At 72.9% G+C, this 19,112-nt stretch carries 19 protein-coding genes; 13 read left to right on the top strand and 6 right to left on the bottom strand.

All coding sequences use genetic code 11. The features are described from left to right. The first annotated feature begins 66 nt into the window (after positions 1-66). The 4 genes from ABZ621_RS31820 to ABZ621_RS31835 all read left to right on the top strand — a co-directional run bounded on the left by ABZ621_RS31820 (position 67) and on the right by ABZ621_RS31835 (position 4,484). On the top strand, positions 67-1,014 hold the full coding sequence (locus ABZ621_RS31820) for an oxygenase MpaB family protein (RefSeq protein ID WP_360609915.1): 948 nt from the start codon (positions 67-69) through the stop codon (positions 1,012-1,014). After that, entirely contained in the window at positions 1,014-2,507 is a 1,494-nt protein-coding gene (locus ABZ621_RS31825) for an aldehyde dehydrogenase family protein (protein ID WP_360609916.1), read from the top strand. Before ABZ621_RS31820 ends, ABZ621_RS31825 begins: the two co-directional genes overlap by 1 nt. A gap of 184 nt (positions 2,508-2,691) precedes the next feature. Next, positions 2,692-3,189 (top strand): DUF4334 domain-containing protein, encoded by a 498-nt coding sequence (locus ABZ621_RS31830; RefSeq protein ID WP_360609917.1) that lies wholly within the window; start codon positions 2,692-2,694, stop codon positions 3,187-3,189. Between the two features lie 116 nt (positions 3,190-3,305). Continuing rightward, positions 3,306-4,484 (top strand): TetR/AcrR family transcriptional regulator, encoded by a 1,179-nt coding sequence (locus ABZ621_RS31835; protein ID WP_360609918.1) that lies wholly within the window; start codon positions 3,306-3,308, stop codon positions 4,482-4,484. A gap of 49 nt (positions 4,485-4,533) precedes the next feature. On the opposite strand, the gene ABZ621_RS31840 is transcribed toward ABZ621_RS31835, so the two are convergent. Continuing rightward, positions 4,534-5,733, bottom strand: a complete 1,200-nt coding sequence (locus tag ABZ621_RS31840; protein WP_360609919.1) for an oxygenase MpaB family protein — start codon at positions 5,731-5,733, stop codon at positions 4,534-4,536. Positions 5,734-6,131: 398 nt separating this feature from the next. On the opposite strand from ABZ621_RS31840, the gene ABZ621_RS31845 reads away from it, so the two are divergent. The 3 genes from ABZ621_RS31845 to ABZ621_RS31855 all read left to right on the top strand — a co-directional run bounded on the left by ABZ621_RS31845 (position 6,132) and on the right by ABZ621_RS31855 (position 8,749). After that, positions 6,132-6,830 carry a hypothetical protein gene (locus ABZ621_RS31845; protein WP_360609920.1) on the top strand — a complete coding sequence of 233 codons (699 nt, stop codon included), beginning with the start codon at positions 6,132-6,134 and terminating at the stop codon, positions 6,828-6,830. A gap of 90 nt (positions 6,831-6,920) precedes the next feature. Then, the gene (locus ABZ621_RS31850; protein ID WP_360609921.1) at positions 6,921-7,457 is read left to right on the top strand and encodes a winged helix-turn-helix domain-containing protein; all 537 of its coding nucleotides are present in this window, start codon (positions 6,921-6,923) and stop codon (positions 7,455-7,457) included. Continuing rightward, complete coding sequence (locus ABZ621_RS31855; RefSeq protein ID WP_360609922.1) at positions 7,454-8,749, top strand: MFS transporter; 1,296 nt, start codon at positions 7,454-7,456, stop codon at positions 8,747-8,749. The genes ABZ621_RS31850 and ABZ621_RS31855 overlap by 4 nt, the downstream gene beginning before the upstream one ends. A 184-nt stretch (positions 8,750-8,933) precedes the next feature. On the opposite strand, the gene ABZ621_RS31860 is transcribed toward ABZ621_RS31855, so the two are convergent. Further along, positions 8,934-9,353 carry an arsenate reductase ArsC gene (locus ABZ621_RS31860; protein ID WP_360609936.1) on the bottom strand — a complete coding sequence of 140 codons (420 nt, stop codon included), beginning with the start codon at positions 9,351-9,353 and terminating at the stop codon, positions 8,934-8,936. Between the two features lie 320 nt (positions 9,354-9,673). Here ABZ621_RS31860 and ABZ621_RS31865 point away from each other — a divergent pair, with 320 nt between their 5' ends. From ABZ621_RS31865 to ABZ621_RS31875, 3 genes are all read left to right on the top strand, one after another. Beyond that, entirely contained in the window at positions 9,674-9,988 is a 315-nt protein-coding gene (locus tag ABZ621_RS31865; RefSeq protein WP_360609923.1) for a metalloregulator ArsR/SmtB family transcription factor, read from the top strand. Positions 9,989-10,108: 120 nt separating this feature from the next. Beyond that, positions 10,109-10,891, top strand: coding sequence for an MIP/aquaporin family protein (locus tag ABZ621_RS31870; RefSeq protein ID WP_360609924.1), 783 nt, complete (start codon positions 10,109-10,111; stop codon positions 10,889-10,891). Then, entirely contained in the window at positions 10,888-11,940 is a 1,053-nt protein-coding gene (locus ABZ621_RS31875) for an ArsO family NAD(P)H-dependent flavin-containing monooxygenase (RefSeq protein ID WP_360609925.1), read from the top strand. The genes ABZ621_RS31870 and ABZ621_RS31875 overlap by 4 nt, the downstream gene beginning before the upstream one ends. A gap of 163 nt (positions 11,941-12,103) precedes the next feature. Here ABZ621_RS31875 and ABZ621_RS31880 read toward each other — a convergent pair whose 3' ends face one another. Both ABZ621_RS31880 and ABZ621_RS31885 read right to left on the bottom strand, forming a co-directional pair. Continuing rightward, a complete protein-coding gene (locus tag ABZ621_RS31880) occupies positions 12,104-12,610 on the bottom strand; it encodes an N-acetyltransferase family protein (protein WP_360609926.1) in 507 nt (168 codons plus the stop codon). Next, entirely contained in the window at positions 12,607-12,969 is a 363-nt protein-coding gene (locus ABZ621_RS31885; protein ID WP_360609927.1) for a metalloregulator ArsR/SmtB family transcription factor, read from the bottom strand. Before ABZ621_RS31885 ends, ABZ621_RS31880 begins: the two co-directional genes overlap by 4 nt. A gap of 282 nt (positions 12,970-13,251) precedes the next feature. Between ABZ621_RS31885 and ABZ621_RS31890 the strand changes: the two genes are divergently transcribed. After that, positions 13,252-14,634, top strand: a complete 1,383-nt coding sequence (locus ABZ621_RS31890) for an NAD(P)-binding domain-containing protein (protein WP_360609928.1) — start codon at positions 13,252-13,254, stop codon at positions 14,632-14,634. A 324-nt stretch (positions 14,635-14,958) separates the two neighbouring features. Then, positions 14,959-16,779, top strand: coding sequence for a serine/threonine-protein kinase (locus ABZ621_RS31895; protein WP_360609929.1), 1,821 nt, complete (start codon positions 14,959-14,961; stop codon positions 16,777-16,779). 65 nt (positions 16,780-16,844) lie between these two features. Here ABZ621_RS31895 and ABZ621_RS31900 read toward each other — a convergent pair whose 3' ends face one another. Beyond that, positions 16,845-17,327: a hypothetical protein gene (locus ABZ621_RS31900; RefSeq protein ID WP_360609930.1), complete on the bottom strand. Its 483-nt coding sequence runs from the start codon at positions 17,325-17,327 to the stop codon at positions 16,845-16,847. Positions 17,328-17,411: 84 nt separating this feature from the next. Next, positions 17,412-18,176 carry an NAD(P)-binding domain-containing protein gene (locus tag ABZ621_RS31905; RefSeq protein ID WP_360609931.1) on the bottom strand — a complete coding sequence of 255 codons (765 nt, stop codon included), beginning with the start codon at positions 18,174-18,176 and terminating at the stop codon, positions 17,412-17,414. A 3-nt stretch (positions 18,177-18,179) separates the two neighbouring features. On the opposite strand from ABZ621_RS31905, the gene ABZ621_RS31910 reads away from it, so the two are divergent. Then, positions 18,180-18,617: a helix-turn-helix domain-containing protein gene (locus ABZ621_RS31910; protein WP_360609932.1), complete on the top strand. Its 438-nt coding sequence runs from the start codon at positions 18,180-18,182 to the stop codon at positions 18,615-18,617. The last annotated feature ends 495 nt before the right edge of the window (positions 18,618-19,112 follow it).

Consider the following 19,112-nt stretch of genomic DNA (forward strand, 5'->3'; position numbering starts at 1 on the left):
CGCATCTTCCCCACGTTCACTCGCACCGCGCGCCGGTGGCGGCGGTGCCGACAGGAGGGATCGTCCATGGGCCGCTACAGCCGGCTCCGCCGCATCCGGCGCATGGATCCGCGGCAGGACCACGAGCTGATCTTCCGGTGGATCACGCAGTACGAGTTCCCCCGCGACTACCTCCACGGGACGTCGGTCGCCTTCCTCCGCGACTACGGCGTGCCGCGCGTCTCCCGGCTCCTGGACCGTACGCAGGAGTTCGAGCGGGCAGGCCAGAAGCGGTACGACGACACGGTGCTGCTCGCCTACGAACTCGTGCGCGAGGGAATGGACTCGGAGCACGGCAGGGCGGCAGTCGGCCACCTGAACCGCATCCACGGGCGCTACCGCATCCCGAACGAGGACTTCCTCTACGTCCTGGCCACCACGGTGGTGGGGCCGAAGCGGTGGATCGACCGGTACGGCTGGCGGCGGCTGTCCCGGCAGGAGACCGAGAGCCTGGCTCTGGTGGGGCGGAGGATGGGCGAGATGATGGGCATCTCCGGAGTGCCCGACACCTACGCCGCCTTCGAGCGGCTCCACGACGACTACGAGCGCGAGATGTTCGCGTACGACCCCGCCAACCGCAGGGTCGCGGCGGCGACGCTGCGGGTCATGGCCGCCTGGTACCCGGCTCCCCTGCGGAGGGTGGCGTCCCGCGTCGTGCTCGCCGTCCTGGACGAGCCGCTGCTGGAGGCGCTCGGTTTCCGCCCGCAGCCGCGCTGGCTCCGGGCCGTGGTCCACCGCGCTTTCCGCGTCCGGGCCGTGGCGATCCGCCTGCTGCCCGGCCGGCCGGAGCGGCTGCCCCGCAAACCCGTGGCGCGCACCTACCCCTTCGGCTGGACCCTCGACGACCTGGGCCCCCACTGGGCCCACTCCCGCGCACCGGAACCGCGCGAGGGCGAGACCTCGCCACGGCCGTCCCTCGCCCCTCCTCCCCCCGTGCCGCCGTCCACCGCCCACGCCTCCCGTCAGGAGCCCTGATGACCGACACCACCCCGGCCGCCGCGGTCTTCGCCGTCCACTCCCCCGCGACCGGCGCGCCGATCGCCGAGCACCCGGTGGACGGGCCGGAGGAAGTCTCCCGCGCCGTCGCCCGGGCCCGGACCGCCCAGGAGAAGTGGGCGGCCCTGCCCGCCGCCCGGCGCCGCGACCACCTGCTGCGCTGGAAGAAGGCGCTCGCCACCGATCTGGACGCGATGGCGGGCGTCATCGCCGAGGAGACCGGCAAGCCCGCCGGGGACGCGGCGCTGGAGGTCGTACTCACCCTGGAACACCTGGCCTGGGCCGCCCGCAACGCCGGGCGCGTCCTGCGTCGGCGCACGGTGGGCGCCGGCCTCTTCGCCGTCCACCAGCGGGCCTCCCTGGTGCACCGGCCGCTGGGCGTGGTCGGGGTGATCGGCCCCTGGAACTATCCGCTGTACACGCCGATGGGGTCCCTCGGCTACGCCCTGGCGGCGGGCAACGCCGTGGTCTTCAAACCGTCCGAACTGACCCCGGGCACCGGGGTCCTGCTCGCCCGGATCTTCGACCGTGCCGTGCCCGAACACGCCGGGCTGCTCACCACCGTCACCGGCCCGGCGTCCACCGGCGACGCCCTGGCGCGGTCGGGGGTCGACAAGCTGGCGTTCACCGGTTCGCCGGGGACCGCCCGTACGGTGATGGAGACGTGCGCGCGGACGCTGACGCCGTTCCTCGCCGAGTGCGGCGGGAAGGACGCGGTGATCGTCACCGCGGACGCGGACCTGGAGGCGGCGGCCGACGCGATCGTGTGGGGCGCGCTGAGCAACGCCGGGCAGACCTGCGCGGGGGTGGAGCGCGTCTACGCCGTGCGCGAGGTCCACGCGGCGCTGTGCGAGCGGGTGGTGGAGCGGGCCGGGGCGCTGCGGGTCGGGGACGCGGCGGACTCCGCCTACGGCCCGATGACGCTGCCGGCCCAGGTCGCCGTCGTCGAGCGGCACGTCACCGGTGCGCTCGCCGAGGGGGCCCGGGCACTGCTGGGCGGGCCCGGGTCGGTGAACACCCCGTACGTCTCGCCGGTGGTGCTGACCGACGTCCCGGAGGACGCGGCGGCCATGACGGAGGAGACCTTCGGGCCGGTGGTGGTCGTCAACGCGGTCGCCGACGTGGACGAGGCGGTGGAGCGGGCCAACGCCTCCCGGTACGCCCTGGGGGCCGCGGTGTTCTGCGGCAGCGGACGGGCGGGGGCGGCGATCGCCGCGCGGCTGCGCGCGGGGGCCGTGTCGGTGAACTCGGTGCTGGGCTTCGCGGCGGTGCCCGCGCTGCCGTTCGGCGGTGCGCGGGAGTCGGGCTTCGGACGGATCCACGGCGAGGAGGGGCTACGGGCCTTCAGCTCCGTGCAGTCGATGACGGTACAGCGGTTCGCCCCGCCGATCGCCCTGACGTCTTTCGCGGTCCCGGAGGCGACCCGCGAACGGGCGGTGCGACTCGCCCGGTTCCTTCACCGGCGTCGTTGAGCCGCCGGCCGGCGCGTCCTCGACGACCCGTTCCTCCATGGTCGGGAGCGGCGCGGGCGCCCCTGCCGTATTCCCGTCATCACACCCGTACGCGCAACGGCCCGCGCGTGCGCACCGCGCGCTCGCGCCCGCACCGCCGGCGGTCCGCATCCCGCGCCGCCGGCACCGACGAGAGGACATCCGCATGGACGTGTACGAAGCCCGCGCCCGGTTCCGGCGGCTCCAGGAGCTGCGGGAGCAGGACGGACCGGTCGACCCGGCCGTGCTCGACGCGATCTGGGCCGCATTGGCCACCGTCCGCCCCGAGGACGTCCTCGGCGCGTGGAAGGGCGGCGAGTTCCGCACCGGCCATCCTCTGAACGGCACGCTGGAGAAGGCCGGCTGGTACGGCAAGACGTTCCTCTCCCCGCACGACGCCAAGCCCTTGATCTGCCGGGACGCCGAGGGGGCGTTCTACTCCGACCGCGCGCTCGGCAAGGGCGAGGCCAGCTTGTGGAGCGTCGAGTTCCGTGGGGAGACGACGGCCACCATGGTCTACGACGGGCAGCCGGTCCTCGACCACTTCAAGCGGGTGGACGACACCACGCTGATGGGGATCATGAACGCCAAGGGGGTGCCTGCCGAGGGCCCCTACCTCTACTTCTTCCTCGAACGCGCCCCGGAGACCGAAGAGGACGTGTGAACCCCGTCCGGGGACGCGCCCTCTCACCGGTCCGTCGCCGGCCGTCGGGACGGGCAGGTGACGGGGGTGCGGCGGAAGGTCCCTGCCCTCCGGCGGCGTGTGATTCACTGATCGGCATGGTTCCCGCCTCCCCGTCCGCCCGGCCCGTCCCGGCCACCCGGCCGCGCAACCGCAGGCAGCTCATCCTCGACGCGGCCGGGCGGGTCTTCAGCGAGCGCGGCTACCACGCCGCCTCGATGGAGGAGGTCGCCGTCGGGGTGGGCATCACCGCGACGGCGTTGTACCGGCACTTCCCGAACAAGTACGCGCTGTTCGCGGAGTGCGCCGACGTCATGGTGGACGGGCTGGTGGAGGCGCTCGACGAGGTGGCGCCCGAGGCGCCCCTGGCCGAGGTCCTGGCGGCCGCCGCCCGCATCACCGTCGCGCACCGCGCGTCGGGCGGCGTGTACCGGTGGGAGGCGCGGTACCTCAACCGCGAGGACCGCCGACGGCTGAGGGTGAAGTTCGACCGCCTCGTGGAGCGGGTGGACGCCGCCGTGCAGCACGAGCGTCCCCTGTCCGACGGGCGCCTGCGGGCCACGGCGGCCCTCGGCGCGATCGGGTCCATCACGATGCACCACACCTCCATCGCCCCCCGGCGGGCCGAAGAGCTGCTGGTGGCGTCCGCGCTGGGCGTGGCCGCGACCGACCCGGCGGCGGGGCAGCGCGACGCGCCCGCCGTCGCGCTGCCCGTGCGGCCGGTGCCGCGCACCCGCCGCGACGAGATCCTCACGGCCTCCGTCCCGCTGTTCGCCAGGGACGGGTTCGCCAACGTCACGAACGGACAGATCGCGGAAGCGGTGGGGCTGACCCCGTCCGCGCTCTACCGCCACTACCCCGGAAAGATCGACATCCTGGCCGCGGCCTGCCTCCAGGCGGCGGAGCTGCTGTCCCAGGGCGTGGAGCAGAGCCTCCAGGGTGTGACGGAGCCGCGGGAGGCCCTCGTCGCGCTGGCGGCGACGTACGTGGCGTACGGCTTCGAGTACACCGACCTCAACAGCGTCGCCGAGGCCGAGCTCCCCGGGCTTCCCGACGGGCTGCGGGACCCTCTGGTCCTCGCCCAGCGGCGGCACGTCGGCATCTGGGAGCAGCAGCTGCGGCTGGTCCGGCCGGAGCTGGACTCGCGCCAGGCCAGGGCGCTGGCGCACGCCGCGTTCGGTGTGGTGGTGGAGGCGGGCCGCCATCTGCGCTGGCAGGACGGCCCCGCCGAACGGGCTGCCGCGACCGCCCTGGCCATGGCGGCGCTGGGCCTCTGAGCGGCCCGGCGCCGGTCGCCACGGGAGGGACGGACCGGCGGGGCCGGCCTCAGGCCGCCCTGTTCCCCGTGGGGATCGTGATGGGGGTCGTCTTGCCGGAGGAGCCCTTGTTGAGGAAGAGCATGGCAAGGGCCCGCACGAACTGGTCGAGCATGTAGAAGCCGGCCGGCATGATCGGCGACAGCCCCTCGCGGAACAGGATGAACGCCGGCCAGGCGGTGCGGACCAGCGCCGCCGCCGCGTAGTCGCGCCGCAGCCCCAGCCAGTCGCCGACCTCGTCGCTGAGGACGTAGCGCACGAACTCGTTGAGGAACCCGCGGGTGACGCCCAGGTCGACCTGGGCGGTCAGGCCGAGCAGCTCCTCGGCCAGGGCGATGCCCTCGGTCGACGGAGTGAGGATCGGCGTGAGGACCTGCGCCGACTGCCGTTCGGCGTCCGCCCAGGTCCGGGGGATGTGCTCGTAGGGCACGCCGAGCAGATGGATGGCGACCTGCCACGAGTGCAGGAACGCCTCCTGGTCGGCGGCCGGGAAGGGGATGCGCCAGTCGAGCAGCTTGCGGTACACGTAGGTGCCGAGGCTGTGGAAGGTGACGAGGATGTCGGCGGCGCTGATGGGGATGGTCTCGTCGGCGACCGCCCGCCAGTGCGGCGACTGCGGCAGCAGGTGGCGCACCGCCGCGTGCACGACGCGCGTCTTGTTGGCGGTCACGACGAACTGTCCCGTCGGCCGGAAGGCGCCCAGCTCGGACAGGTCGTAGCCGAAGGTGAACGTCTTGGCCGCGCGGTCCTGCATGTCGGCGCCGCCCGCGGACCAGTAGACGCTCTTGGCCTCGCGCGGGATGACGGTGCTCATGATGCCGCTGCCGAGGCCGTACAGCATGAAGAGGTACGTGTCCCTGCGCCGGTTGAAGTCGGCGGCGCGGGCGAGCTTGGCGGGGTCGGCCCACGTGGGCAGCCTGTTGACCTGCCCCAGGTACGCGGCGAACTCGGCGGGCAGGCCGCTGGGCAGCGGGTCGTCGTTGTTCACCCACGACGCCCACGCGGTGTTGATCGCCGGCACGTGGCCGTGGTCGAGCATCGACGCCATCAGGGGGTCCGCCAGGTCGTCCCAGATCCACTCGGGATCGGTCCCGGCGGCCGCTCCGGCCGCCGGGACCGTCGACGCCCACGCGCGGACGGGGTTCGCGACGCCCACGAGGCCGAGGGCGACGCCGAGCGACAGCGCCTTCCGCCTGCTGAGGTTTTCCATTGACTTACCTGCTTCCCTGAGGATTCGGATGGGTCGGGATTCCTTGGAGGACATGCGGGTAGAGCAGCGCGCGTGTTGCGGGGCCCCGTCGCGCGGATGTGATTTTCGATTAACATAGCGAGGCGTTCCCCCCTCGGCAATGGGCATGACACAGGGCGTCAGGAGAACCGGCCCCGAGCGGCGACGGCGCGAACGTTCCCCGCACGGCCCCGCCCTGCGACCCGTCAGCGCAGACGACCACCGCCCTCGTCCCCTACGCCCGCCTCCCCCGCACCCACCATCACCGCCACGTCCTGACCAGCACCGTCGACGTCTTCGGCACCGCCCACTGGCTGCTCGCCGAACGCGCTCCCCTGCCCGGCGTCGACCTCCCGCCCTTCGACGCGCTGGTCGTTTCCGTGGAACCGGACGGCCACGTCGAACTCACCGAGCTCAGCGCCGTACGAACCCGCCGGCCGCACCTCGACCGCCTGCCCGACGGCGGGTTCGTCGTCGCCTCGTCGCGTACACGAAGGCAGCAGGACGCGAACCAGGTCCAGCTCTTCGACGTGCTCGGCCGCGAGACCTCGTCCTTCTCCGTCGGGGACGCCATCGAGCACCTGCTCGTGGACGAGTCCGGCCACATCCGGGTCGGGCACTTCGACGAGAACCCGGTCGGCATCCGCCGCTGGAGCACCACGGGCCGACTCGCCTGGACCTCGTACGGAGCCCCCATCCCAGGCCTCTTCGACTGTTACGCCCTGAACGTCTCGGGTACCGTCGCCTGGGCCGGCCCCTCCACCGACTTCCAGCTCGTCGAGATACGCCCGACGCGCCCCGGCCGGCCCGTGACCGTGCGGGCGAACCGCGTACGGGGCGCCCACGCGGTGGCCGTCCACGGCGAGCGGGTGGCCTTCTACGGCGGCTACCGCGAGGAGCGGAACCGACTCGCCCACGGGAGGATCGGCGACACGTCCGTCGAGCCCACGGACGTAGGCCTGCTCACCCTGCCCGACGGCTCCGCCCCCGGCCGGCGACGGGTCGTCGGCCGAGGAAGCAGGATCTACGTCCAGGCCGAACCGTTCACCGCGTGGGGCGTGTTCGACCTCGACAGCTGACCTCGGTCTCGCGCGTCGGACGGCGGAGTCCGAGGATCCCAGCCGAATTCCCTCTTGCCTAATGGTCAAGAATCGTTGACCATTACTCGCATGCCTACCGATGATCTTCCCGAGACGTTCCACGTCACCACGGACGAGCAGCTGCGCGCCGTCTCCAATCTCACGCGCCACCGGATCATGGCCGTGCTCCGCTTCGAGCCGGCGACGATCACTCAGATCGCCGAGCGGGTGGGCCTCGCGAAGGGGAGTTCCAGCTATCACGTGCGGCTGCTGGAGCGGGCCGGGCTGGTGAAGGTGGTACGGACGCGGAAGGTTCGGGGCGTCACCGAGCGGTACTACGCGATGGCCGCGCGGTCGATCGTGCTGCCGGATCCGGGCGAGGGAGGGCCGGACGTGCTGATGCGGCACGCGGTGGCGGACCTTGAGGCGTCGCCGGTGGACGAGCGGCACGTGGGGATGGCGCACCTGCGGCTCACCGACGAGCAGTTCGCGCAGCTGGGGGCTCGGCTGCAGGCCCTGGCGGAGGAGTACCGGCAGCTGTCCGACCCGTCGCTGCCGGACGTGTCCCTCGTCTTCGCGCTGTTCCACCCGGCACCGCGCGAGCAGGCCGAGCGGAGCGCCAAGTGACGTCGGACGTCAAGAAGTTGCCGTCGGGGTTCGGACGGCTGTGGACCGCGCAGACGGTGTCCTCGCTCGGTGACGGTGTGTCACATGCCGCGCTGCCGCTGCTCGCGCTGACGCTGACGCGGGATCCGATGGCGCTCGCCGTCGTCACGGCCGCCGGGACGCTGCCGTGGCTGCTCTTCGGGGTGCTCGGCGGTGCGCTGGTGGACCGCTGGGACCGCCGGCGCACGATGTGGGTCACGGACGCGGCGCGAGCGGCACTGCTCGCGATACCGGCGGCAGCGGCCGCGCTCGACGCCCTGAGCATTCCGCTCCTCGCGGCCGTCGCCTTCCTGCTGGGCCTGGGCGGACTGTTCTTCGACACGGCCGCCACGGCCTATCTGCCGGACCTGCTCGGCCGCGACCCCGCGCTCCTGGAGCGCGCCAACTCTCGCTTGCGCGGCGCCCAGACCGCCATGTCCGGCTTCGCGGGCCCGCCCGCGGGCAGTGCGCTGCTCGCGCTCGGGCGAGCGGTGCCGCTGCTCGCCGACGCGGTGTCGTTCCTGCTCTCCGCGCTGCTCGTACGGTCGCTTCCCGCCGCACCCCGGCCCGTGCCCGAGGTTCGCGCATCACTGCTTCGGCAGGCACGGGCCGGCGCCTCGTACGTCTTCCGGAACCGGCTGCTGCTCGGGCTCGCGCTCCGCCCGGCGGTCGGGAACATCGCCTTCCTCGCCGTGGAGACCGTCCTCGCCCTCTTCGCGCACGAGCACCTCGGCATCGACACCTACGGCTTCGGTCTGCTCCTGACGGCGGAGGCCACCGGCGGCCTGATCGGCGCGGGCATCGCCTCGTCCCTCGGCCGGCGACTCGGCACCGGTACCGCTCTGACCTGCACAGCCGCCGTCGAAGGGCTCGCCATCCTGGGCCTGGCCGCCGCCCCCGACCCGTACGTCGCCGGCCTCGCGCTCGCGGTCTGCGGAGCCGGCATGGGCGCCACGATGGTGCTCGCACCCTCCCTGAGGCAGGCGATCGTCCCCGCCCACCTCATGGGCCGGGTCGCCTCCACCTCCCGCATGCTCGCCATGTGCGCGGCCCCCGTCGGCGCGTTCCTCGGCGGCTGGCTGGCCACCACCTACGACGTCCGCACGCCGCTCTACGCCGCCGCGGTCCTCCTCCTGGCGATGACGGCCGTCACGGCGTCCATGACCAACAACCGCCGGATCGAAGCGGCACTAGGCGCCGCCGGCCCGACCGGCGGTCCGGATCAGCCGACATCCGAGGAACCCGCCCAGGCGAGTGCGCCCAACCCGTCGTGACGCCCGCGGCGGCTCGGCGCGAGCCCCGGCAGTCGTCCTGACGGAGCCCCCGTCGTCGAAGTCGATCGGGCGTTCCCCCTGAGCACGCATGCCGTCCACGAGGTCATCGAGCTGCTCTAGGGGAGCGGCTTGAGCCGGACGCGGGTGGCGTGGAGAGCCGCGGTGGACGGCGCGGTCACGCGGTTCACGCCCCCTGGCGCTTCGCGTCGATCTCGGCGATGAGGCCCTCGATGTGGGTCTTGATCTCGTCCCGGATGGGACGGACGGCCTCGACGCCCTGGCCGGCCGGGTCCTCCAGGACCCAGTCGAGGTAGGTCTTGCCGGGAAAGTACGGGCAGGCGTCGCCGCAGCCCATGGTGATGATGTAGTCCGAGGCCTGCGCGGCCTCCACCGTGAGGACCTTCGGCGTCTGGTCGGCGATGTCGATGCCGAGCTCGGCCATGGCCTCGACCGCGGCGGGGTTGACCCGGTCGCCCGGGAGCGAGCCGGCGGAGCGCACCTCGACGCGGTCGCCGGCGAGGTGGCGCAGGAAGCCGGCGGCCATCTGGGAGCGGCCGGCGTTGTGGACGCAGACGAAGAGCACGGAGGCGAGCGGAGCGGTCATCGGTTCTTCCTTAGGGCGGGGAGCGGGCAGCGGGCAGCGGCCGGAGTCGTGGCCGCGGATGAACAGGGCGCGCGGCGGCCGGCCCACCACGGGCGGGGGCTCCCCGCGCGTGAGCGCGTCCCGTCGCTCGGCGGCGAGGCGCCGTACGGTCTCGACCGGGAATCGGCCCTGCGGGCGTACGGCGAGGCGGGCCGCACCGGCCGCGAGGCGTTCGTCGGGGAGGACCGGGTAGGGGGACGCGGTCATGGCGAGAACCCCCTGGGTTCGACGAGGTCAGCCCAGACTGGTATCAGCTCCGGGTGATGTGAGAGTATCAGCCCATGATGACGTCAGTCGATGCTGATCTGATCCGGGTGCTCGGTGATCCCCTGCGCCTCCAGATCGTGACCCTGCTCGCCCGCGAGACGCTCTGCACCACCCACCTCGTGGAGGAGACCGGTGCCAAGCAGACCAATCTCTCGAACCATCTGAGAGTGCTGCGCGAGGCCGGGGTCGTGGAGACGGAGCCGTGCGGCCGGTTCACCTACTACCGGCTCAAGCCCGACGTCATCGAGCAGCTCGCCGGCCAGTTCGCCGCACTCGCGCAGACCGCGCGGCTGACCGCCGAGGCGAACTTCAAGCGCTCCTGCCCCTAGGGCCTGTCCGACGGTTCGCGTCGGATCAGGCCGGGCGGGCCGGACCCGGCGCACATCGTCGGACGGCCCAGCCCGCCCCCCCCTTCCCCTGCGCCTCACCTGCCCGAGGAGACCCCGCCCGTGACCGCCACCGAGCCCGCCGCGAGCGACGCCACAGCCGCCGCCACGTTGCCGCGGCCCGCCCCCGGCGCCACCCCGCCGCGCACCCCGCCCCGTCCCCCCCTCGTCGCCCGGGCCGCCGCGGAGCTCGTGGGCACCGCCGCTCTGGTGGCGATCGTGGTCGGCTCCGGCATCCAGGCGACGGACCTGACCGACGACGTCGCACTGCAGTTGCTCGCCAACTCCACCGCCACCGTCTTCGGCCTCGGCGTCCTGATCGCCCTCCTCGGGCCTGTCTCCGGCGCCCACTTCAACCCCGCCGTCACGCTCGCCGAGTGGTGGACCGCCCGCCGCGGCGGCGCCGGCGTCGACGCCCGCGAGCTCACCGTCTACGTGCCCGCCCAGATCGTGGGCGCGATCGCGGGTGCCGTGCTCGCGGACGCGATGTTCGGGGAGCCGCTGGTGACGTGGTCCACGCACGACCGCTCGGCGGGGAACCTGCTGCTCGGCGAGGTCGTGGCCACCGCCGGCCTGATCCTGCTGATCTTCGGCCTGGCCCGCACCGACCGGCTCCGCTTCGCGCCCGTCGCGGTCGCCTCGTACATCGGCGCCGCCTACTGGTTCACCTCGTCGACGTCCTTCGCGAACCCGGCCGTGACGATCGGGCGCGCCTTCACCGACACCTTCGCGGGCATCGCCCCCGCCTCCGTCCCCGCTTTCGTCGGCATGCAGCTGATCGGCGCGGCCGTGGGCCTGGCCCTGGTCGCCGTGATCTTCATGCGCGGGAAGACCGACGCCGGGTGAAGGCCGTGGACGTGGTGGTGATCGGCGGCGGCCAGGCCGGACTCGCCGCCGGCTACCACCTGCGCCGCCTCGGCCTGGACTTCGTGATCCTGGACGCCGGTACGGCCCCCGGCGGGGCCTGGCAGCACACCTGGGACTCCCTCCGCCTCTTCTCCCCGGCCGCCTACTCCTCCCTGCCCGGCAGGCTCATGCCGCCCCAGCCGGGCGAGACGTATCCGGACGCCGCCCACGTCGTCACGTACCTCTCCGACTACGAGCAGCGGTACGAGCTCCCCGTTCACCGCCCCGTACGCGTCACCGGCGTCCACCACGACGGCGTGCTCCTGCGCGTGGAGAGCGACTCCGGTACGTGGCGGGCGCGCGCTGTCGTCAGTGCGACCGGCACCTGGTCGCGCCCCTTCGTCCCCGCGATCCCGGGCGGTACGGACTTCCGGGGCACCCAGCTCCACACCGTGGGGTACGCCGACCCGGAGGCGTTCGCCGGACGGAAGGTCCTCGTCGTCGGCGGCGGCAACTCCGGCGCCCAGATCGCCGCCGACCTCGCGTACGCGTCCGACCTGACCTGGGTCACCCTCCGCGAACCCCGCTACCTCGCCGACGACATCGACGGCCGCGCCCTCTTCGACCACGCCACCGCCCGCCGCCGCGCCCTCGACGAGGGCCGCACCGACACGGGCGGTGTCGCCTCCCTCGGCGACATCGTCGCCGTCCCCCCGGTCCGCGCCGCCCGCGACGCCGGGCTCCTGAAGGCGCAGCCGATGTTCGACCGGATCACGCCGACCGGCGTCGCCTGGGGCGACGGCACCACGGCGGACGCCGACGCGATCATCTGGTGCACCGGCTTCCGCCCCGCCCTGGCCCATCTCGCCCCGCTCGGGCTCCGCGGCCCCCGGGGCCACATTCCCACGGCCGGCACCCAGGCCGTCGGCGAACCCCGCCTCCACCTGCTGGGCTACGGGGACTGGACCGGCCCCGCCTCGGCCACCCTCATCGGCGTCGGCCGCCCGGCGCGCGAGGCAGCACGACAGATCGCCGGGCTCGTGCGCTGAGGGCGGCTTCGCCGCGAAGTTCCGGTCGTCTACCGCCCGCACGACCTGCCGGTGACCGAACTCCGCGCCACAGCCCCGCTCGCGGCACTGTCCGTCCCCCTGACGTCGGCGCCGTCGCTTCTCCTGAACATCGAACTCATTCAGAGAAACCCCCGCGCGGTGGTCAGTCGATGCGAGAGCTGCGACGCTCGACAAGCGCGACGTCCCGCCACGCTCCGTGGTGGAGGCCGATCCGTTCGCGGGTGCCGATGACCCGGAAACCGGCACGCGCGTGGACGGCGAGGCTGGCGGCGTTCTCGGGGAAGATGCCGGACTGGATCGTCCAGATCCCGGCCTCCTCGGTGGAGTCGATCAGCGCCGCCAGGAGCGCGGAGGCGACGCCCCGGCCGCGTGCGTCGGGGTGCACGTAGACGGAGTGCTCGACCACTCCCGCGTACGCGCACCGGTCGGAGACCTTCGTCGCGGCGACCCAGCCCAGGACCCGGCCCGCGCCGTCGAGGGCGGCGAAGCGGTGCCCGGGCAGCTTGGCCGCGTCGAACTCCTCCCACGTGGGCGCCGTGGTCTCGAAGGTGGCGTTGCCCTCGTCGATGCCGGCCTGGTAGATCGCGACGACCTCGTCGGCGTGGACGGCGGTCAGCGGCACCACGCTCGGCGACACGGGCGCGCTCACGCGGCGGCGGCCCGGGTCAGCAGCGCGCCCATCGAGGCGAGGACGGCCGGCTCGACCCGGTAGTACACCCAGGTGCCGCGCCGCTCGGAGGACAGCAGCCCGGCCTCCTTCAGCTTCTTCAGGTGGTGGGACACCGTGGGCTGGGAGACGCCGACGTCGGAGATGTCGCACACGCACGCCTCCCCGCCCTCGTGCGAGGCCACCGCCGAGAAGAGCCGCAGCCGCACCGGATCCCCGAGCGCCTTGAACATGATCGCGGTCCGCTCGGCCTCCTCGGCCGTCAGCGGCCGCTCGGTCAGCGGCGGGCAGCACGGCTCGGCGACGGGCTGGAGCAGCGGCAGCGCCTTCACATTCGACATACGTCTATGTTGACACACGTCGAAGCAGTGGCCCAGGGGCACCGAGGCGTGCGGGGCACGAACCAGGCGCCGGGCCCTCGCCGCCAACACGCCGGAGCGCGGCGGTGAGGCCTGACCGCCGCCGACGATGACGATGACGGCGTCGACGTCGACGTCGACGCGTCCCGCCCCCCCGCCCCGCACGCACATCGATGAATGTCTATGTTGACGTCTATCGATATTCGGTGCCATGCTGACAGCACAAGAGATCGACAGACGTCGAAACACACAAGGGGACTCGTCATGAACGCCACCGCCATCGCCGCCGAGCAGCTGCCCGTCGTGGTCATCGGGGCCGGCCCGGTCGGTCTGGCCGCCGCCGCCCACCTGACCGACCGCGGGCTTGAGCCGCTGGTCCTGGAGGCCGGCGCCGAGGCGGGCGCGGCGGTGCGCGCGTGGTCGCACGTGCGGCTGTTCTCCACCTGGGGCGAGGTCACCGACCCGGCCGCCGAGAAGCTCCTGGCCCCCACCGGTTGGGTGAAGCCCGACGCGACGACCTACCCGACCGGCGGTGACTGGGCGGAGCTCTACCTCCAGCCGCTCGCGGACCTCCTCGGCGGCAAGGTCCGTCTCGGCGCGCGGGTCACCGGCGTCTCGCGGGCCGGCCGTGACCGGATCGTCGATGCCGACCGCGAGTCGCAGCCGTTCGTCGTCCACGTCGCCCACGCCGACGGGCGGGAGGAGCGGATCCTCGCCCGCGCCGTCATCGACGCCTCCGGCACCTGGTCCACCCCGAGCCCGGCCGGTGCCTCCGGCCTCCCGGCCCTCGGCGAGAAGGCCGCCGCCGACCGCGTCTCGTACCGCGTCCCCGACCTGAACGACCCCTCCGCCCGCGCCCGCTACGCGGGCAAGCGGACCGCCGTGATCGGCTCCGGCGCCTCCGCGTTCACCGCTCTCGCCGCGCTGGCCGACCTCGCGAAGTCCGGCGACGGCACGGGCACCCACGCCACCTGGATCCTGCGCCGGGGCCTTTCCGGCTCCACGTTCGGCGGCGGCACCGCCGATCAGCTCCCCGCCCGCGGTGCCCTCGGCCTCGCCGCCAAGGCCGCCGTCGACGAGGGTCACGCCGACGCCGTCACCGGCTTCCGCACCGACGGGATCGAGCGCGACTCCGAGGGCCGCCTGGTCCTGGTGGCCGAAGACGGCCGTCGCCTCGACCCGGTCGACGAGGTCATCGTGCTGACCGGCTTCCGCCCCGACCTGTCCTTCCTCGACGAGCTGCGCCTCGGCCTGGACGAGCGCCTCCAGGCTCCGGTCGAGCTGGCGCCGCTGATCGACCCCAACCAGCACTCCTGCGGCACCGTCTACCCGCACGGGGTCAACGAGCTGTCCCACCCCGAGAAGGGCGTCTACCTGGTCGGCATGAAGTCCTACGGCCGCGCCCCGACCTTCCTCGCCCTCACCGGCTACGAGCAGGTCCGCTCGATCGTCGCCGCCCTCGCGGGCGACCAGGAGGCGGCCGAGCGCGTCGAGCTCGTCCTGCCCGAGACCGGGGTCTGCGGCGGCGCGGGCCTCTTCGACCAGCCGGCCGCCGACGCCCCGTCGGACGGTGGTGGCTGCTGCGCCCCCGCCCCGGCCCTCATCCAGCTCGGCACGACCACCCCGGCGCCCTCCTGCGGCGGATGACCGAGGTCGACACCCCGCCGAACGGACCCAGCGCAGCCGGCGGACGTCCGTGCCCGCCACCCCGGCCCGCCGGACGCCTCGCCGAAGCGATCGCCAGCGTCGGACCAGACATACCGGAACCCTAGTCGGAGCGGCTTCGCCATCGCTCAAGCATTCCCATGCCGACCCCTCGCGGACCGGGGGAACCCCGCACCGAGGCCCTGTGCATGGGAACCCGACTCGGCGGGAAACGCGTTTCCTGGAAACAGAACCGGTGGGGGCCGGCGAGGCCCTCCGCCCGATGCGTGTTCGAGGTTCGGGGGGGCCGTGCAGGCTGGGGAACGGTTGGCAGGCAGGTACGAACTGGTCGAGTTGATCGGCCGGGGCGGGATGGGCGAGGTCTGGAAGGGCCTCGACCTGGACACGCGTCGACTCGTCGCCGTGAAGCTGATGGTGTCCGGGGGAGAAGGCGACGAGGCCGTGGCCCGGTTCCGTCGCGAGGCCGTCATCGGCGGCCGGGTGCGCCATCCGGGCGTCGTACCGGTCTACGACGCGGGGCAGGACGCCGGACGGCTGTACATCGTCATGGAACTGCTGGAGGGCTCGGACCTGAGCGCCGCCCTTGCCGGGATGCCCTCGGGACTCCCCCTGGGCGAGGCCGTGAACCTGGCCCTGCAGAGCGCCGAGGTTCTCGCCGCCGCGCATGAGCACGGCATCGTCCACCGAGACCTCAAGCCGGCGAACCTCTTCCTCCAGCGCGACGGCCGTGTGAGGATCTGCGACTTCGGGATCGCCCGCACCGCCGATTCGACCACCGGCCTGACCGTGACCGGACGTCCTTTCGGTACGCCGGCGTACATGGCCCCCGAACAGTGGCGCGGCGATCACGTCGACTTCCGGTGCGACCTGTACGCGCTCGGCTGCGTGTTGTACGCGTTGCTCGTCGGCACCCCGCCCTTCAGCGGGGACTACTACGTCCTGATGCGCCGGCACTCCGAGGAGACCCCTCCCCCACTGCACAGCCTGCGGCCCGACCTGCCGTTCGAACTGGTCCGGCTCGTGTCCGCGCTGCTGGCGAAGGATCCCGCCCGCCGGCCGCGGTCGGCGCGCGACGTGGCCGCCGTGCTCGCCCGGGTACGGGACTTGCCCGGCGGGGTGCTGCCCATGGCTCGTGGGGGTGACGGCCGTCCCGTCGAGGGGCCGGTGGTGGCCTGGCTCCTGGCCCGGCTCAGAACCTCGACCGACTGCTTCAGACTCGCGCAGGCGGCCGACCTCGCGGCACTCGTGAGCCCCGCCCTCGCACTGGAACTGGCCGAGACGGCAGAGGCCCGCCTGTGGGACGACCTCTCCCGGCCGGGCTGGTTCATGATGAGCCTCAGTCAACTCGTGGCGTGCTGGTGGCACTTGATGCCGAGACGCGTCGCCGGACTCCTGGCGGCGGCCGAGCACCACCTCGGTCACGACGACGACGCCATGTCGCAGCTGGTGGGTCACCTGGCCTCAACCGGCGCACTGGCACGTGCCGTGGCGCTCGCCCGGCGACTGCCTCCCGGCAAGCACGCGGACAACGCTTGGGTCTCCTTGGCCATCTCCGCCCCGGACCCCGCTCTCGCCCTCTCCTTCCTCGATCACATCACCGACCCGCGCAAGCGCGGCCGGACGCTCGGCCATGCCGCGGGAAATGTGTCGGACACGGACATGAACGAGGCCATGCGGATCGTCGCGCAGATCACGATGCACGCGGCCCGCATCGAATCGCTCGCGAGCCTGGCCGAGCGCCGGGCCACCCGGCACCGCGATTTCATCGGCGCACGGAACCTCATGCGTCAAGCCCACGAGGAACTCGCCGCCTACCTCGGCGCCCACGAGCCCTCGAACGACTTGGACGCCTTCACCCTGCCCTACACGCTCAGATCGGCCGAGGTCCGGATCCAGGTTGCCGAAAGCCGGCCCCACCGCCCGCACCGACCACCCATCGACGGCGCGACCGCGCGCAGACGGGGGTCCGCGATCCCCGACGGCCCCGACGGCCACCACCCTCTCCTCGAACTGGCACGTGAGTACATCGGATCCTTCTCACCGCCCCCTCTCGGCGTCGAACTGCTCGACCTCGTGAGCCCGCGCACACCCGTACCACCCGAACCCGAAGGCGCCATCGGCACCTGAGCGAGACCACAGAGAGGACGAGGTGACACCCATGGCCGCACCGAGGACGAGCGCCCGAGGGCGCGTTACGACGCGGAACCGGTCCATCGCTTGGTGATGTGCGGCTCGGTGTACGGCGCCGGCCAGGCTTGCAGCCGCACCTGCTCGCTGGTCTCGGGCGTCCGGTCCGATGCGCTGCGCACGGCAGCGGCCAGATTCCTCCGAGAAGCACGGATGCGGGTCCACCCGGTGGGCATCTCGAAGCGGGCCGCATCGGGGTAGTAGTCGGTACAGCCCATCACGACGAGCCGCCCGGACGTCAGGTGGAGGCTTGCCTCGACCACGTGGTCGAAGTCGTCGCTGTCGTCGACGGGCGGTTCCGCGAGGACCTCGACGCCGACGGCCACGGTGACGTTGACCGCGGTCCCGATCGCCAGGGCGTCCTCGGCGACGCCGAGCCCGTCGGCAACGGTCTGTTCGGTCCATACGTCACCGAGGTCGCCCTCGGAGTCGTCGCCCAGGACATGGATCTGGAAGTAGTCCGCGAAGAGCTCAAGGTTGCTTGCCACGTGGTCATCATCGCCGCAGCACCATCCAGCCTCATCCGGTATTGCGGTGTCGTCGAACTCCGAGAACACCCCGGTGCGTCGTGGCTAAGCGTCGACGGCCCCCGGAGCCAGGGCCGGGGCCGGGAACGCGAAGCGGGCCTCGGCGCCCGACCACCAGACGCCGACGGCGAAGACGGCGGTGGCCTCCAGCAGCACGGCTCGATCGAGCCCGCCGCAGGGAAGCGGCGTGCAGTCCATGGAGGTGACGATCTCCGCCACCCGCATGGCGGCGCCCGGCTGGTCGGTACAGAACGGGACCGCCAGCGGCGACCCTTCGAAGGCCGGCCTGTCCAGGGTCCAGATGCTTTCGTGGCACACCCCGAACGCCTTCACCACTTGGGCGCCGGGAGCGGCGTCCGCGATGAGCCGGGCGACGGAGGTGGCGCCGCCCGTGGCCAGGGCCGGGCCGTCCTCACCCGGTACCAGGGGGACCGTGCAGTCGATCACCGTCCGCCCGGCGAGCAGCGGTGCCTGTTCCCTGGCCAACTGCGGTGCGGCCCCCGCCGGCACGGCGAGGAGCACCACGTCCCCGTGGGCTGCGGCCTCGGCGAGGCCGCAGTGCCCGGACGCGCCGGTGAGCAGGGCGGTACGGGAGGCCGCTTCGGTGTCCCGACCCCCCACCCGAACGTCATGGCCGGCGCGTACCCAGGCCGCGCCGAGGGCCGTGGCCATCGCCCCCGTGCCGAGAATTCCGATGCGCATGTGCTTGCCCCTGTCGTCCGTGTCGCTTGTCGTGCGAGGTGTGACGGGAAGGACGCTAGGCGCGCCGACGCACACCACATGGTGTGCGTCGGGCCGGGCATGATGCATCGCATGAACGACGCGGCGATGGCGGTAGCGGTGGACGTAGAGGCGGACGGGCAGGGTCTGGGCGAGGACCTGGGCGGCGGCGAGTACGCCGCGGACTGCCAGGCGAGGGTGGCCTTCGAAGTCCTGTCGAACCGCTGGGACAGCGTGATCGTGTACGTCCTCGCCGAGAACGGGCAGCCCATGAGGCCGCGCGCGCTGATCACCCGCATCGGCGGGATCAGCCCCAAAGTCCTCAACGAAGCCCTGCGCCGCCTCGAGTACAACGGCCTGGTCGCACGCCGGGCGTACGCCGAGGCCCCGCCACGCGTCGACTACTCGCTCACGGAGGCGGGCCTGGCGCTGCTGGGGCCGATCCGTGCGATGGGTGCGTGGGCGGGACGCTACACCGAAGCGGTCCTGGCGGCCCAGGCCCGCTTCGCACCCCACGTCACCGCGCCGTGAGAACAGCCGCACCGTGGGGCCCTCCCCACGCAGGCGCGTTCGGCCGGCCATGTCCGGAGCCGAACCGGGCACGGTCAGCACGTGCGGTCCCACCAGGCCGACTCGGGATCTTCCATCGGCTCGTGGTGCCTGCGCGCGAGGAGCACCGTATCCAGGCGCTCTACCTGTCCCCGTAGTTCGCCGGCGGCCCTGGGCGGAAGCATGAACACGACGGCGCTGTTCGCCGCTCCGGACAGACCCGGGACGTCGCGATACCGCACCCAGGGCCTTCTCCAGGCGTGCTCTCGCGACCGGAGGGAGGCCGGTTTTCTACGAGGCACGGCTCCTTCGAAGGCAGATCATGGGCGACATCCTCCCACGGTCCAGGACCGGGCGGGCAGAACGCGGTCTCAGCGACGTCCTAGGCCGTGTGTCAAAAGTGGATCTTGGGGCTATGAATGATCACGGTTCATGGGGCGGGGAGATCTCACGGACGAGCAGTGGGCGGTGCTGGAA

This window comes from Streptomyces sp. NPDC007863 (assembly GCF_040633895.1).
Lineage (GTDB): Bacteria > Actinomycetota > Actinomycetes > Streptomycetales > Streptomycetaceae > Streptomyces.